13 protein-coding genes are annotated in these 15380 nt (G+C 68.7%); 5 read left to right on the plus strand and 8 right to left on the minus strand.

Annotation, left to right across the window (positions count from 1 at the left end):
- Positions 1 to 46 precede the first annotated feature (46 nt).
- The 8 genes from J8403_RS21825 to dnaA form a co-directional block, all read right to left on the minus strand.
- Entirely contained in the window at positions 47 to 826 is a 780-nt protein-coding gene (locus tag J8403_RS21825) for a DUF3566 domain-containing protein (RefSeq protein WP_211124640.1), read from the minus strand.
- Between the two features lie 3 nt (positions 827 to 829).
- Positions 830 to 3454: a DNA gyrase subunit A gene (gene gyrA, locus J8403_RS21830; RefSeq protein ID WP_211124641.1), complete on the minus strand. Its 2625-nt coding sequence runs from the start codon at positions 3452 to 3454 to the stop codon at positions 830 to 832.
- 42 nt (positions 3455 to 3496) lie between these two features.
- Positions 3497 to 5527 carry a DNA topoisomerase (ATP-hydrolyzing) subunit B gene (gene gyrB, locus J8403_RS21835; protein WP_281427944.1) on the minus strand — a complete coding sequence of 677 codons (2031 nt, stop codon included), beginning with the start codon at positions 5525 to 5527 and terminating at the stop codon, positions 3497 to 3499.
- 309 nt (positions 5528 to 5836) lie between these two features.
- Positions 5837 to 6391, minus strand: coding sequence for a DciA family protein (locus J8403_RS21840; protein ID WP_237515224.1), 555 nt, complete (start codon positions 6389 to 6391; stop codon positions 5837 to 5839).
- Positions 6388 to 7530, minus strand: coding sequence for a DNA replication/repair protein RecF (gene recF / locus J8403_RS21845; RefSeq protein ID WP_211124642.1), 1143 nt, complete (start codon positions 7528 to 7530; stop codon positions 6388 to 6390). Before recF ends, J8403_RS21840 begins: the two co-directional genes overlap by 4 nt.
- A gap of 55 nt (positions 7531 to 7585) precedes the next feature.
- Positions 7586 to 8467, minus strand: a complete 882-nt coding sequence (gnd, locus tag J8403_RS21850) for a phosphogluconate dehydrogenase (NAD(+)-dependent, decarboxylating) (protein ID WP_211124643.1) — start codon at positions 8465 to 8467, stop codon at positions 7586 to 7588.
- 102 nt (positions 8468 to 8569) lie between these two features.
- The gene (dnaN, locus tag J8403_RS21855) at positions 8570 to 9700 is read right to left on the minus strand and encodes a DNA polymerase III subunit beta (protein ID WP_059143747.1); all 1131 of its coding nucleotides are present in this window, start codon (positions 9698 to 9700) and stop codon (positions 8570 to 8572) included.
- 839 nt (positions 9701 to 10539) lie between these two features.
- Positions 10540 to 12390, minus strand: coding sequence for a chromosomal replication initiator protein DnaA (dnaA, locus tag J8403_RS21860; protein ID WP_211124644.1), 1851 nt, complete (start codon positions 12388 to 12390; stop codon positions 10540 to 10542).
- A 437-nt stretch (positions 12391 to 12827) separates the two neighbouring features.
- Between dnaA and rpmH the strand changes: the two genes are divergently transcribed.
- Genes rpmH through J8403_RS21885 form a run of 5 tightly spaced genes read left to right on the plus strand, consistent with a single transcriptional unit; the run spans position 12828 to position 15364 of the window.
- On the plus strand, positions 12828 to 12965 hold the full coding sequence (gene rpmH / locus J8403_RS21865) for a 50S ribosomal protein L34 (protein ID WP_009716483.1): 138 nt from the start codon (positions 12828 to 12830) through the stop codon (positions 12963 to 12965).
- A gap of 24 nt (positions 12966 to 12989) precedes the next feature.
- Positions 12990 to 13373: a ribonuclease P protein component gene (rnpA, locus tag J8403_RS21870; RefSeq protein ID WP_079059322.1), complete on the plus strand. Its 384-nt coding sequence runs from the start codon at positions 12990 to 12992 to the stop codon at positions 13371 to 13373.
- Positions 13370 to 13687: a membrane protein insertion efficiency factor YidD gene (gene yidD, locus J8403_RS21875; protein WP_014061973.1), complete on the plus strand. Its 318-nt coding sequence runs from the start codon at positions 13370 to 13372 to the stop codon at positions 13685 to 13687. The genes rnpA and yidD overlap by 4 nt, the downstream gene beginning before the upstream one ends.
- Positions 13688 to 13690: 3 nt before the next feature.
- The gene (gene yidC / locus J8403_RS21880) at positions 13691 to 14839 is read left to right on the plus strand and encodes a membrane protein insertase YidC (protein ID WP_211124645.1); all 1149 of its coding nucleotides are present in this window, start codon (positions 13691 to 13693) and stop codon (positions 14837 to 14839) included.
- A 15-nt stretch (positions 14840 to 14854) separates the two neighbouring features.
- Positions 14855 to 15364 carry a Jag family protein gene (locus tag J8403_RS21885; protein WP_059143744.1) on the plus strand — a complete coding sequence of 170 codons (510 nt, stop codon included), beginning with the start codon at positions 14855 to 14857 and terminating at the stop codon, positions 15362 to 15364.
- Positions 15365 to 15380: the final 16 nt, after the last annotated feature.

Consider the following 15380-nt stretch of genomic DNA (forward strand, 5'->3'; position numbering starts at 1 on the left):
ATTAGCGCACGACCTGCCCCGTCCCAAAATCGGTAACGGCGGGCCGCTACTCGTCCTCCGCCAAGGTCAGCTCGACGCCACCCACGAAGCCCGCCGACAGGTTGTAGATGAACGCCCCGAGCGTGGCCAGCGCGGTGGCCAACACCACGTTGATCACGGCGATGATCCCGGTGAACCCGAGGACACGCGGAAGCGACAGGAAGGACTCCAGGTCGAACCCGCTGCCCTCCTGCGACTCCGTCGCGTCGCTGATGGTGCCGCCGACCGCGCTGAAGACGCCCATGGCGTCCATGACCATCCACAGCACCGCCACCGCGATCACGGTGCAGACCCCCAGCGCGATCGCGAGCAGGAAGCTGACCTTCATGACCGACCACGGATCGACCCTGGCGACCCTCAGCCGCGCCTTACGGGTCCGCGGCGCCGGACGGGCCCCCGCGGACGTACGGGGGCGGCGGACGGCCGTGGCGGCCTGCTGGTGCCCCGAATGGGCGGCCTGGCCCGGCTGTCCGGGCACCGCGGCGCCGCCCTGTCCGGCCCCGCCGCCGGGCGGCGGGGCGTAGGCCTGCGGCGGGTGGTACGGCTGCGCGGGCTGGGCGGGGGCGGGACGCTCGTTGGGGAGCGGGCTGGAGTACTGGGGCTTCGGATGCGGATCGCGCTGCGGCCGCAGCTTCCGGGTCTCCGTCACCGACGCGGGGGCGGAGTCCCCGGCCGGGCCACGGGCGCCTTCCCCAGCGGTGGTACCGCCCGCCGAAGTCTGGGCTCCCGATCCCGGACGCCCTCCGGCGTCCGCACCGCCGCCCGCGGCACCCGTGGCTCCACTCACGACTTACTCCTCGGTCTCGTCGGCCGGGGGCGGTGTGCCCTCGACCGCCTCGGACGCGGCCTCCTCGGCTGGCGCGCTCCCGGTCGCGGAATCTTCCTCGACCTCTTCAGCCTCACGACCGGCCTCGGCGTTCCGGGCGATGCCGACGACGGCATCGCGCTTGCCCAGGTTGATCAGTTGGACGCCCATGGTGTCACGGCCCGTCTCCCTGACCTCATTGACCCGGGTACGGATCACGCCACCGCTGAGCGTGATGGCGAGGATCTCATCGGTCTCCTCGACCACCAGCGCCCCGACCAGGGAACCCCGGTCCTCGACGATCTTCGCTGCCTTGATCCCGAGGCCGCCGCGCCCCTGGACGCGGTACTCGTCGACGTTGGTCCGCTTCGCGTACCCACCGTCGGTGGCGGTGAACACGAACGTACCGGGCCGGACGACATTCATCGAGAGGAGTTCGTCGTCCTCGCGGAAGCTCATGCCCTTCACACCGGAGGTCGCGCGCCCCATCGGCCGCAGCGACTCGTCCGTCGCCGTGAACCGGATCGACTGGGCCTTCCTGCTGATCAGCAGCAGATCGTCCGCGGAGGACACCAACTCGGCACCGATCAGCTCGTCCTCGCGGCCGTCCGCCATCTCCCGGAGGTTGATCGCGATCACGCCGCCCGAGCGGGGCGAGTCGTAGTCCTTCAGCGGGGTCTTCTTCACCAGGCCGGACTTGGTGGCGAGCACCAGATACGGCACCGCCTCGTAGTCCCGGATGGCCAGGATCCGCGCGATCTTCTCATCGGGCTGGAACGCCAGCAGATTCGCGACATGCTGGCCGCGCGCCTCCCGGCCGGCGTCCGGCAGCTCGTACGCCTTCGCCCGGTAGACCCGGCCCTTGTTGGTGAAGAACAGCAGCCAGTGGTGGGTGGTCGAGACGAAGAAGTGGGAGACGATGTCGTCCTGCTTCAGCTTCGTCCCGCGCACGCCCTTGCCGCCGCGCTTCTGGGAGCGGTAGTCCTCGGTCTTGGTGCGCTTCACATAGCCGCCACGCGTGATGGTGACGACGATGTCCTCCTCGGCGATCAGGTCCTCGATGGACATGTCACCGTCGAAGGGCACCAGCTTGGTGCGCCGGTCGTCGCCGAACTTCTCGACGATCGCGGTCAGCTCCTCGCTGATGATCTGCCGCTGCCGCTCGGGCGAGGCCAGGATCGCGTTGTACTCGTCGATCTTGGCCTGCAGCTCGTCGTGCTCCTGGATGATCTTCTGACGCTCCAGGGCGGCCAGCCGCCGCAGCTGCATCTCCAGGATCGCGTTCGCCTGGATCTCGTCGATCTCCAGCAGGCCCATCAGGCCGCCGCGCGCGGTGTCCACCGTGTCGCTGCGCCGGATCAGCGCGATGACCTCGTCGATCGCGTCCAGGGCCTTGAGCAGACCGCGCAGGATGTGCGCCCGCTCCTCGGCCTTGCGCAGCCGGAAGCGGGTCCGGCGGACGATGACCTCGATCTGGTGGGTCACCCAGTTGCGGATGAACGCGTCCAGCGAGAGCGTGCGCGGCACACCGTCGACCAGCGCCAGCATGTTGGCGCCGAAGTTGGTCTGCAGATCCGTGTGCTTGTAGAGGTTGTTGAGGACGACCTTGGCGACCGCGTCCCGCTTGAGCACGATGACCAGGCGCTGACCGGTGCGCGAGGAGGTCTCGTCGCGGACGTCGGCGATGCCTCCGACCTTGCCGTCCTTCACCAGGTCGGCGATCTTCTGCGCGAGGTTGTCCGGGTTCACCTGGTACGGCAGCTCGGTGACCACCAGGCACTGCCGGCCCTGGATCTCCTCGACCTCCACCACCGCGCGCATCGTGATCGAGCCGCGCCCGGTGCGGTACGCCTCCTCGATGCCCTTACGGCCGACGACCAGCGCGCCGGTCGGGAAGTCCGGGCCCTTGATCCGGTCGATCAGGGCCTCGAGCAACTCCTCCTGGGTGGCCTGCGGGTTGGCCAGGAACCACTGGGCTCCCTCGGCGACCTCGCGCAGATTGTGCGGCGGGATATTGGTGGCCATGCCGACCGCGATCCCCGCCGAGCCGTTGACCAGCAGGTTCGGGATGCGCGCCGGGAGGACCGTCGGCTCCTGGTTACGGCCGTCGTAGTTGTCCTGGAAATCGACGGTCTCCTCGTCGATGTCCCGGAGCATCTCCATGGCCAGCGGGTCCATCTTGCACTCGGTGTACCGCATGGCCGCCGCGGGGTCGTTGCCCGGGGAGCCGAAGTTGCCGTTGGAGTCGACCAGCGGCATCCGCATGGACCACGGCTGAGCGAGCCGCACCAGGGCGTCGTAGATCGACGAGTCGCCGTGCGGGTGGTAGGTGCCCATGACGTCGCCGACGACGCGGGCGCACTTGTAGAAGCCCTTCTCGGGGCGGTACCCGCCGTCGTACATCGCGTACAGCACCCGGCGGTGCACCGGCTTGAGGCCGTCCCGGACGTCCGGCAGCGCACGGCTGACGATCACGCTCATCGCGTAATCGAGGTACGAGCGCTGCATCTCCGTCTCGAGGCCGACCGGCTCGACGCGGAGCGCGGCGCCTTCGGCGAGCTCGTCGGGGGTCAGGTCGTCGGGCGTGTTCGGGGTGTTCTCGTCGGCCATTGCTGGTCAAAGTCCTTCTGTCGTCTGCGGCTGGGGGCCGACTCAGATGTCGAGGAAGCGGACATCCTTGGCGTTGCGCTGGATGAACGAGCGCCGTGCCTCGACGTCCTCACCCATCAGGACCGAGAACAGGTCGTCGGCCTGCGCCGCGTCGTCCAGGGTGACCTGGCCCAGGACGCGGTGGTCGGGGTCCATCGTGGTGACCCGCAGCTCCTCGGCGTTCATCTCGCCCAGACCCTTGAAGCGCTGGACCGAGTCGTCCCTGATGCGCTTGCCCTGTTCACGGCCGACCTGGATCAGCGCGTCCCGCTCCCGGTCCGAGTACGCGTACTCGAAGTCGTCCCGGCCCCACTTGATCTTGTAGAGGGGCGGACGGGAGAGGAAGACATGCCCCGCCTCGACCAGCGGGCGCATGAAGCGGAAGAGGAAGGTCAGCAGCAGGGTGTTGATGTGCTGGCCGTCGACATCGGCGTCCGCCATCAGAATGATCTTGTGATAGCGGAGCTTGGCGATGTCGAAGTCCTCGTGCACCCCGGTGCCGAAGGCGGAGATCAGCGCCTGGACCTCGTTGTTCTGCAGGATCTTGTCGACCCGGGCCTTCTCCACGTTGAGGATCTTGCCGCGGATCGGGAGGATCGCCTGATACTGCGGGTTACGGCCGGACTTGGCCGAGCCGCCGGCGGAGTCACCCTCGACGATGAAGATCTCGCACTTCGACGGGTCATTGGACTGGCAGTCGCTCAGCTTGCCCGGCAGCGACGCGGTCTCCAGCAGCCCCTTACGGCGGGTCAGATCCCGCGCCTTACGGGCCGCGACCCGGGCCGTCGCCGCCTGGATCCCCTTGCGGACGATGTCCGCCGCCTCATTGGGGTTGCGGTCCAGCCAGTCGGCGAGATGCTCGTTGACGATCTTCTGGACGAAGGTCTTGGCCTCCGTGTTGCCCAGCTTGGTCTTGGTCTGGCCCTCGAACTGCGGCTCGCCCAGCTTGACCGAGATGATCGCGGTCAGGCCCTCGCGGATGTCCTCACCGGTGAGGTTGTCGTCGCGCTCCCGGAGCAGCTTCTTGTCGCGCGCGTACTTGTTGATCAGGTACGTCAGCGCGGCGCGGAAGCCCTCCTCGTGGGTGCCGCCCTCATGGGTGTGGATGGTGTTCGCGAAGCTGTAGACACCCTCGGTGTACTGGGTGTTCCACTGCATCGCGATCTCGAGGGAGAGCATCCGCTCCTTGTCCTCGGCCTCGAACCCGATCACCGTGGGGTGGACCAGCTCGCCCTTGCGGGAGTTGAGGTACGTGACGAAGTCGACGATGCCGCCCTCGTAGTGGTACTTCACGGAGAGCGGCTTGCCCTCCTCGTCCACATGGGCCTCGCGCTCGTCCGTGAGCGAGATCGACAGGCCCTTGTTGAGGAACGCCATCTCCTGGAAGCGCCGGGCCAGCGTCTCGAAGGAGTACTCGGTGGTCTCGAAGACGTCCGGGTCCGCCCAGAAGGTGACCGTGGTGCCGGTCTCCTCCGTGGCCTCGTTCCGGGCCAGGGGCGCGGTCGGCGCTCCCGTCTTGTAGTCCTGGGTCCAGCGGTAGCCGTCCGTCTTGACCTCGACCGACACCTTCGACGACAGGGCGTTGACGACGGAGACGCCGACGCCGTGCAGACCGCCGGAGACGGCGTAGCCGCCGCCGCCGAACTTGCCGCCCGCGTGCAGCACGGTCAGCACGACCTCCACGGCCGGCTTCCCCTCCGAGGGGACGATGCCCACCGGGATCCCGCGGCCGTTGTCCACGACGCGGACGCCGCCGTCGGCGAGGATCGTGACCTCGATGCTGTCCGCGTGACCCGCCATGGCCTCGTCGACGGAGTTGTCGACGACCTCCTGGACGAGATGGTGGAGGCCGCGCTCACCGGTGGAACCGATGTACATACCGGGTCGCTTGCGGACCGCCTCCAGCCCCTCCAGGACGGTAATCGCACTGGCGTCGTACGACGGCGAGGCCAGGGCCTCGTCGTCGGGCGTGGACGGGATGTTTTCGATGGGGTTGCCGGAATCGGCCACGAAGCGCCCTTTCTGGCACAGCACAAGCCATCTCCGGGCAGGCGGGAGCGGCTGCGTCGTTCAACATGTGTCCGCAAGCGCTCGGTGCGCCGGCGGCGACGGTGTACGGGCCCAGTCTACCGGTAGCGCCGACAAGAATGGGGGCTTGCTGCCGCCTGAGTCCGCATGTGCCGCCCTGAACCGGCTGCCAGCGACTCCCCATATGCGGGGACGGGCTCCAAGAGGCTCACACCGCCACTCAGCGCTTCGAGCTGTCAACCACCGGCAACCGTGACCGGGGTCTCAGCAGTCACCCTGTTACCCCCGGTTAACACGGGAGCGCACAAGCCCCGGTCAGCCGTAGGTATCGCCCGGGCCGGTGGAGCCCGGGGAGCGCAGCGGGCCGTAGCGGCGGGCCGGGCCACCGGGGCCCAGGACCTTGATCATCTTGACGGTGCCATGACCCAGATCCGCGTTCAGCCGGGCCACGAGCTGCGGGGCGAGCAGCCGCAGCTGGGTCGCCCACGCCGTGGAGTCACAGCGCACCGTGAGCACCCGGGCGTCCTCGTCGTACCGCTGGGGCTCGCAGTGCTGCGCCACCTCGGGCCCCACCATCTGGGGCCAGCGGCCCATCACCCCGCCGACCGCGGCCGGGGCCTCCCAGCCGCGCTCGGTGATCAGCCGGTTGATCGCCGCACCGAGTGGAAGCGGATCGCGGCCATCGGCGCGCGCGCCGGAGCGCAAGCCCCCTCTGCGCGCCTGCTTCTTCTGCTGGGCCGCGGCTCCCCGGGCACGCGCCTGCTCCTTGGCGGCGCGCAGCGCCACCCGCGCGAGATCGACGCCCGAGGGCTCGGGCACCGGCGAAGGCCCCGCGGGCTGGTCCATTCCGCCGGTCATTCCGTCGGTCATACGCGCCGCACCTCGCCCTCGGACACCGCATAGCGCATGCCGGACAGCACCTGCGGAACGTCGTCTTCCACCGCCGCGGTCACCAGCACCTGCTCCCCGGGGGCGACCAGCTCGGCCAGCCGCTCCCGGCGCCGCTCGTCCAGCTCCGCGAAGACGTCGTCGAGCACCAGCACCGGCTCGCCCGACTCGGTGCGCAGCAGATCGTAGGAGGCCAGCCGCAGGGCGAGGGCGTACGACCAGGACTCGCCATGGCTGGCGTAGCCCTTCGCCGGGAGCCGGCCCAGCTTGAGGATCAGGTCGTCGCGGTGCGGGCCCACCAGCGTGACCCCGCGCTCGATCTCCTGCTTACGGGCCTCGGTGAGGGCGGCCATCAGCAGCTCGTACAGCTCCTCGCGGCTGCCCGCGTCGGTCAGCCCCTCACCGGCCGAGCCGCGGTACTCCAGCAGCACGGGGCCGCCGCCCGGCGCGAGCTGCTCGTACGCCTTGTCGGCGAGCGGCTGGAGCACGGCGATCAGATCGAGCCGCTGGGCCAGCAACTCGGCACCGGCTCGGGCCAGATGCTGGTCCCAGACGTCGAGCGTGGACAGAGCCGCGTCGCCGCCGCCGCTGCGCGAACCGTGCCGCCGGGCCAGGGCAGCGGTCTTCAGCAGGGTGTTGCGCTGCTTGAGCACCCGGTCGTAGTCGGAGCGGACCCCCGCCATCCGGGGCGCCCGCGCGGTGATCAGCTCGTCGAGGAAGCGCCGACGCTCGCCCGGATCGCCCTTGACCAGGGCCAGATCCTCGGGCGCGAACAGCACCGAACGCAGGATCCCCAGCACATCACGCGGTCTGACCTGCGAGGACCGATTGATACGGGCGCGATTGGCCTTGCCCGGGTTGAGCTCCAGCTCGATCAGCTGCTGCCGGTCACCCTGGACGACCGCGGCCCGGACCACGGCCCGCTCCGCGCCCATGCGCACCAGCGGGGCGTCGGAGGAGACCCGGTGGCTGCCGAGGGTGGCGAGATAGCCGACGGCCTCGACGAGATTGGTCTTGCCCTGGCCGTTGGGCCCGACGAAGGCCGTGACGCCCGAGTCGAGGGCCACCTCGGCCCGGGTGTACGAGCGGAAGTCGGCGAGCGAGAGATGCGTGACGTGCATAGTGGGCTGCGCCGACCTCCCCCGGCTGAACTGCTTGCGCCACCCCGTGGGGTGGTTACTTGTCGCTGCTCTCGACCGCGTGGCCGCCGAACTGATTGCGCAGCGCGGCGATCATCTTGATCTGCGGCGAGTCCTCCTGACGGGAGGCGAACCGGGCGAAGAGCGATGCGGTGATCGCGGGCAGCGGCACGGCGTTGTCGATCGCCGCCTCCACGGTCCAGCGGCCCTCGCCGGAGTCCTCCGCGTAGCCCCGCAGCTTGGACAGGTGCTCGTCCTCGTCCAGGGCGCGCACGGCCAGGTCCAGCAGCCAGGAGCGGATGACCGTGCCCTCCTGCCAGGAGCGGAAGACCTCGCGGACGTCGGTGACCGAGTCCACCTTCTCCAGCAGCTCCCAGCCCTCGGCGTACGCCTGCATCATCGCGTACTCGATGCCGTTGTGGACCATCTTGGCGAAGTGGCCCGCGCCGACCTTGCCGGCGTGAACGGCGCCGCACTCGCCCTCGGGCTTGAGCGCGTCGAAGATCGGCTGGACCTTGGCCACATGCTCGGCGGCGCCGCCGTACATCAGCGCATAGCCGTTCTCCAGGCCCCAGACACCGCCGGAGACACCGCAGTCGACGAAGCCGATTCCCTTGGCGTTGAGCTGCTCGGCGTGCTTCTCGTCATCCGTCCAGCGGGAGTTCCCGCCGTCCACCACGATGTCGCCGGGCGACAGCAGCTCGGCCAGCTCGTCGATGGTGATCTGGGTGGGGACGCCCGCCGGGACCATGACCCACACCACGCGGGGGGCCTTCAGCTTGTTGACGAGCTCATCGATGCTGTGGACATCGGCGACGTCCGGGTTGTGGTCGTAGCCGATGACGGTGTGGCCTGCGCGGCGAATGCGCTCGCGCATATTGCCGCCCATCTTGCCGAGGCCGATGAGACCGAGCTCCATCAGTGATCCTTCATGCCGTAGTCCGTTGCGTTTCGCGGTGAGTCCGAGCCTACGCCCGCGGGTAACCGCACAGATGTGGGCTACACCTGCTCATTCGCGCTCTCAGCCGCTGAGTCGCACCGGCATGATCAGGTACTTGTACGCCTCGTCCGCCTCGGCGTCCATGGCGGGCTTGCCACTGAGCAACGCGGGCTTGGTCGAGGTGGTGAAGGACAGCTGGGCGACCGGTGAGTCGATCGCGCTGAGGCCGTCCAGCAGGAACGTCGGGTTGAAGGCGATCGAGATGTCGTCGCCGTCGAGCTGGGCGTCCACCCTCTCCACAGCCTGTGCATCGTCGCTGGACCCGGCCTCCAGGATCAGCACGCCCTGCTCGAAGGTGAGCCGCACCGGGGTGTTCCGCTCGGCGACCAGGGCCACACGCTTGACGGCCTCGACGAACGGAGGCGTCTCGATCACCGCGACCGAGTTGAACTCGGTGGGGAAGAGCGTGCGGTACTTCGGCAGGTCGCCCTCGAGCAGCCGGGTGGTCGTACGGCGCCCGGCGCCCTCGAAGCCGATCAGGCCCTCGCCCGCACCCGAGCCGGAGAGCGCGAGCGCGACGGTGTCACCGCTGGTCAGCGACTTGGCGGTGTCGAGGAGCGTCTTGGCGGGCACCAGCGCGACGGCGGAGATGTCGGGGGTCTCGGGCTTCCACAGGAACTCGCGGACCGCGAAGCGGTAGCGGTCGGTGGAGGCCAGCGTGACGGTGTCGCCCTCGATCTCGATCCGCACACCGGTGAGCACCGGCAGGGTGTCGTCACGGCCGGCGGCGATGGCGACCTGGGCGGCGGCCGCGGCGAAGACCTCACCCGGGACGGTGCCGGTCGCGGTCGGCATCTGCGGCAGCGCCGGGTACTCCTCCACAGGCAGGGTGTGGAGTGTGAATCGCGAGGAGCCGCAGACCACGGTGACCCGCACCCCGTCGCTGGAGATCTCCACAGGACGGTTGGGGAGGGCGCGGCAGATGTCGGCGAGGAGCCGGCCGGAGACGAGGACCGTGCCGTCGTCCTCGATGTCGGCCTCCACGGAGACGCGTGCCGAGACCTCGTAGTCGAAGCCGGAGAGGCTGAGCGCGCCTTCCTCCGCCTTCATGAGGATGCCCGCGAGGACGGGCACCGGCGGTCGGGCCGGGAGGCTGCGGGCCGTCCAGGCCACCGCCTCCGCGAGTACATCGCGCTCCACCCGGATCTTCACCGTAAGCCGCCTCCTGCTGTTGCTGGCTCGCCCTGCTGGCCTTCGTCGTCGGCTGAGTAGCCGGAGACCAGTCTGACGCACGCCGCCGACAGTCGGTGCGGCTCGGGGTCAAGTCGGTGCGCGGGGTGTCGGGCGGCTCGGCCCGAGGTTGTGCACAGGCCCCACTTCGAAGCGATTTCCTCGCTATAACTCTGTGGTCGTAGTAGTAGGGCCTGTGGAAACCGTGGAAAACTGACTTTTCCCTGGTCAGCGGCGGTTTTTTGTCCACCGGGCCTGTGGGCGACGGCGGTGGACAACCAGGGTTGTCTGTGGATGCCGAAGAGTTCTGCACATGCGATGCACAGACATCGCCCGGTTCTCCCCAGCGCTGTCCCCAGTTTTACCCACCTTCCCCACAGCCCAACCCGCCTCCTTGGTGTGACGCCTTTCACTCGCGCCGGTGACCGTGGCCATTTCGTTGCCGAACAGTGGACAGCGGTGTGGAGAAGCTGTGGGCAACGGGCCTTCGGCTGTGGGTTGCCGGTGGACAAGCTGACACGCGGCCTGTGGGTATCTCGATCGTCCACAGTCTGTGGACTCCCGATAGCCACAATTCCACAACCACCTGACCTCGGTGGATGCCATCCCCACCGGGCACCCTGTGGACGCGATCGGGACAACTCCCACGTCCCCAGGGTGTGGACGGTGGATGGGCCGCGTATCTGTGGAGAACCGGGCCGGCCGGGCAGGGAATCGAACAGCTCGTAGGGGTGAACGACGAAGGGCGCCCCGGGAGTTGTCCCTCCCGGAGCGCCCTTCAGCGGTTCGCGGTGGCCCTACGAGGCCCTGTTGGGCCCCTCTCAGCCGTTCTTGATGCGGTTGGTCAGCTCGGTCACCTGGTTGTAGATGGAGCGCCGCTCGGCCATCAGCGCCCTGATCTTGCGGTCGGCGTGCATGACCGTCGTATGGTCGCGCCCGCCGAACTGCGCGCCGATCTTGGGCAGCGACAGATCGGTCAGCTCCCGGCAGAGATACATCGCGATCTGCCGCGCGGTGACCAGCACCCTGCTGCGGGAGGCGCCGCACAGATCGTCGACCGTATGCCCGAAGTAGTCGGCGGTCGCGGCCATGATCGCGGTGGCGGTGATCTCCGGGGCCGCGTCCTCGCCGCCGGGGATCAGATCCTTCAGCACGATCTCGGTGAGTCCGAGGTCCACCGGCTGCCGGTTCAGGCTCGCGAAGGCGGTGACGCGGATGAGCGCGCCCTCCAGCTCCCGGATGTTGCGGGAGATCCGCGAGGCGATGAACTCCAGCACCTCCGGTGGTGCGTTCAGCTGCTCCTGCACCGCCTTCTTACGGAGGATCGCGATACGCGTCTCCAGCTCCGGCGGCTGCACATCGGTGATCAGGCCCCACTCGAAGCGGTTGCGGAGCCGGTCCTCCAGGGTGACCAGCTGCTTGGGCGGCCGGTCGGAGGAGAGCACGATCTGCTTGTTGGCGTTGTGGAGCGTATTGAAGGTGTGGAAGAACTCCTCCTGCGTCGACTCCTTGCTCGCCAGGAACTGGATGTCGTCGACCAGCAGGATGTCCATGTCGCGGTAGCGCTTGCGGAACGCGTCCGCCTTGCCGTCGCGGATGGAGTTGATGAACTCGTTGGTGAACTCCTCCGAGCTCACGTAGCGCACCCGGGTGCCGGGATACAGGCTGCGCGCGTAGTGACCGATGGCGTGCAGCAGGTGGGTCTTGCCGAGCCCGGACTCCCCGTAGATGAACAGCGGGTTGTACGCCTTGGCCGGCGCCTCGGCCACGGCGACCGCCGCGGCGTGCGCGAAGCGGTTGGACGCGCCGATGACGAAGGTGTCGAAGAGGTACTTGGGGTTCAGCCGCGCGGTCGGCTCACCGGGGCCGGACGCGGGCGCGGGCTGAGCGGCGAGCGGGCCGGGGGCGCCGGTCTGCGAGGGCAGGACGGGCGGTCCGCCGCGGGCGCGCTCGAGCGGGTCGGGCAGATCGTGGCGCTGCTCGTACGGCGGGCGCTCGGGGCCGGGGCCGCCGCCGGGACCGCCCGGCCCGGGACGCTCGGCGCCGGGACCGCGGTAGTCACCGCGCCGCTGCTGGTCGTACGGCTGCTGGTCATAGCCGGACGAGGTGTGCTGGGAGGCGTAGGGATCGCTCTCGGGGAAGCCGCCGAGCCGGGGCTGCTGCCAGCCGTAGTCGTCACGGGGCCGCGGCCAGGCGCCCGGTTCGGGGCGCGGCTGCTGATAGCCGGGGTACGCGGGGCGGGCCGACGGCAGATCGTCCGGCGCCTGACGGCCATAGCCGTCCCGGCCGTCCCGGCCGTCGTAGCTTTCGTAGGGCTCGCGCTGCTCGCGGCTCTCGTAGGACTCGCGCTGATCGCGCTGGACCTGCGGGGGCACGACCGGTTCGCCGGCGGACTCGTCGACGGTGATCGCGATGCGGATCGGGCGGCCGCACTCCCGGCTCAGCGTTTCGCTGACGACGGGGGCCAGCCGGCCCTCCAGCACGCCCTTGGCGAATTCATTGGGGACGGCGAGCAGCGCGGTGTCGGCGACCAGCGCGAGGGGCTGGCACCGCTTGATCCAGTGCTCGTCCTTGGCCTCGACGCCTTGTCCGCCCTGTCCCGAGCCCTCTCCCAGCAGCCGCTCGAGCACGCGTGGCCACACTGCGGCAAGATCGGCGGGTACGTCAGCCACAGGGCACGCTCTCTCAGCTCGCTGGGTGGGGGACGCCGACAGGTCCCACGAATGCGTGGTTCTCGGGACGGGCGTGAAGGAATCGGAGCCCAGCCACGGTAGTCAGGCCGGGGTACGCGGTTCAAGTCGTTGTCCACAGGGTGTGTACAAATGTGCCATGCGATGTCGCCGGGCGTTCCCTTGCCCCTAGGCTGGGAGGGCAACCGCGCTGTCTTGGTGTCGGCCACCGGTTTGACCGGATGGCGTAACCGCGCGTACCGTAACCAGGTCGAGTTGTCGATGGCTGCTGCCGCCTGCCTCCGATGGGCAAGGATCACGGGCGAGATGACCTGTGGTCGTGAAGCGGTGCACTCGGGCGTATTGCGAGCTACTCGTGGGCGCACGGTGACAGCCAGGCGATAGACCGCCACCATCCGATTCATTTCTGGAGCCCCCGAGTGAGCAAGCGCACTTTCCAGCCGAACAACCGTCGCCGCGCGAAGACCCACGGCTTCCGGCTGCGGATGCGCACCCGTGCCGGCCGCGCGATCCTCGCGTCCCGCCGTAGCAAGGGTCGCGGACGCCTGTCGGCCTGAGCAGCCTGATCCAAGGTCCATGACGTGCTGCCTACCGAGCATCGGCTGAGGCGGCGCGAGGACTTCGCGGCCGCGGTACGCCGAGGACGCAGGGCCGGTCGCCCGCTCCTTGTCGTGCATCTTCGTACCGGCCTCACCAGCGGTGATACGGACCCGCACGCATCTGGGGAGAGTGCTCCTCCGGCGCGTGCGGGTTTCGTCGTAAGCAAGGCGGTCGGCGGCGCCGTCGTCCGCAATCTGGTGAAGCGGCGACTGCGTCATCTGATGCGGGACCGCATCGATCGTTTCGGCGCAGGTAGCCTTGTGGTCGTACGGGCGCTGCCCGGTGCGGGTGAGGCGGGTCACGACCAGCTGGCCCGCGATCTCGACACGGCAGTGCAGCGGCTACTGGGAGGGGTGCCGCGATGAAGTACCCGCTGCTGTGGTTGATCAAGCTGTACCAGTGGACCATCAGCCCGATGCTGGGGCCGGTCTGCAAGTACTACCCGTCGTGCTCGCACTATGGCTACACGGCCATCGACCGGCACGGCGCGGTAAAAGGAACGGCGCTGACGGCCTGGCGCATCTTGCGCTGCAACCCATGGTCGCTCGGTGGCGTCGACCACGTTCCGCCCCGGAAGCGTCCGGTGTGGCACCAGCGGCTGCGGAACCGCCTCGGCGGGCATCCGACTGTGGAGCCTGCCGCACAGCCCGAGACCCAGCCCAACGCCCAAGGAGCCTGATTCGTGGACACGATCCTCGGTCCTCTTTATGACGTAGTTTCCTGGATCATCGTCCAGTTCCACTCGTTCTACAGCCTCATTTTTGATCCGGACAGTGGCTGGGCGTGGGGTCTGTCCATCGTTTCGCTGGTGGTGCTGATCCGTATCTGCCTGATCCCGCTCTTTGTGAAGCAGATCAAGTCGACGCGGAACATGCAGGCGCTCCAGCCCAAGATGAAGGCGATCCAGGAGCGCTACAAGAGCGACAAGCAGCGTCAGTCCGAAGAGATGATGAAGCTGTACAAGGAGACGGGTACCAACCCGCTCTCCAGCTGCTTGCCGATCCTCGCCCAGTCGCCGTTCTTCATCTCGCTGTACCAGGTCCTCAACCACATCGCGAACAACAGGACGGTCGGTGTCATCACCGACCAGGCCCTGCTGGACAGCGCCCGTAACGCCCACATCTTCGGCGCTCCGCTGTCGGTGAAGTTCATGGACTCGGCCTCGAAGGTCGAATCCCTCGGCGCCTCGCTGACCGATGTGCGCATCGTGACGATCACCATGATCGTCCTGATGTCGGCGTCGCAGTTCTTCACCCAGCGCCAGCTGATGACCAAGAACGTCGACCTCACGGTGAAGACGCCGTTCATGCAGCAGCAGAAGATGCTGATGTACGTCTTCCCGATCATGTTCGCCGTCTTCGGCATCAACTTCCCCGTCGGTGTCCTCGTCTACTGGCTGACCACCAACGTCTGGACCATGGGTCAGCAGATGTTCGTCATCCGCCGTAACCCGACCCCGGGCAGCCTCGCCTTCAAGGCCCGCCAGGAGCGGCTGCGGGCCCAGGGCAAGCTGAAGGAGGAGCCGGCCGACGTCGTCGCGAAGCAGGCGGCCGAGACGGCGCGTGCCAACCGCCAGCAGCCCAAGCGCCAGACCAAGGCGCAGCGCTCCACGACCGGGCACAGCAGGGCCGGCGCGCAGACGGATTCCGCGGCGTCGTCCACGGAGAAGTCCGCCGAGGCCAAGAAGCCCGACGAGAAGCAGGGCGCGGCGCAGAAGAAGGGCGCGCAGGGCGGCAAGCCGGCCGGCGGCTCGGCTTCCGGCTCCTCCCGTGGCGCGAAGTCCGGCCAGCGCAAGGGCCAGCAGCGCCCCAAGCACCCGTCCAAGAAGTAACGAAGGAGTCCATCCGTGACGGAAGGCACCACCCCGGCCGCCGAGGGTGTCGACACCCTGTCCCGCCTTGAGCAGGAAGGGGAGATCGCGGCCGACTACCTCGAGGGGCTGCTGGACATCGCGGACCTCGACGGCGACATCGACATGGACGTCGAGGCCGACCGAGCAGCGGTGTCGATCATCAGCGACTCGACCAGCCGCGATCTGCAGAAGCTGGTCGGCCGCGATGGCGAGGTGCTGGAGGCCCTTCAGGAGCTGACCCGCCTCGCGGTGCACCGGGAGACCGGCGACCGCAGCCGGCTGATGCTCGACATCGCCGGATACCGGGCCCGTAAGCGTGCCGAGCTGACCGAGCTGGGCACCAAGGCCGCGGAGGAGGCGAAGGGCACCGCTCAGCCGGTGAAGCTCAAGGCGATGACGCCCTTCGAGCGGAAGGTGGTGCACGACGCTGTGGCCGCCGCCGGGCTGCGCAGCGAGTCCGAGGGCGAGGAGCCCCAGCGCTGCGTGGTCGTGCTTCCGGTCTGAAGCGGTTCCGCCTCGT

The sequence above is a fragment of the Streptomyces yatensis genome, assembly GCF_018069625.1.
In the GTDB taxonomy this organism is placed as follows: domain Bacteria; phylum Actinomycetota; class Actinomycetes; order Streptomycetales; family Streptomycetaceae; genus Streptomyces; species Streptomyces yatensis.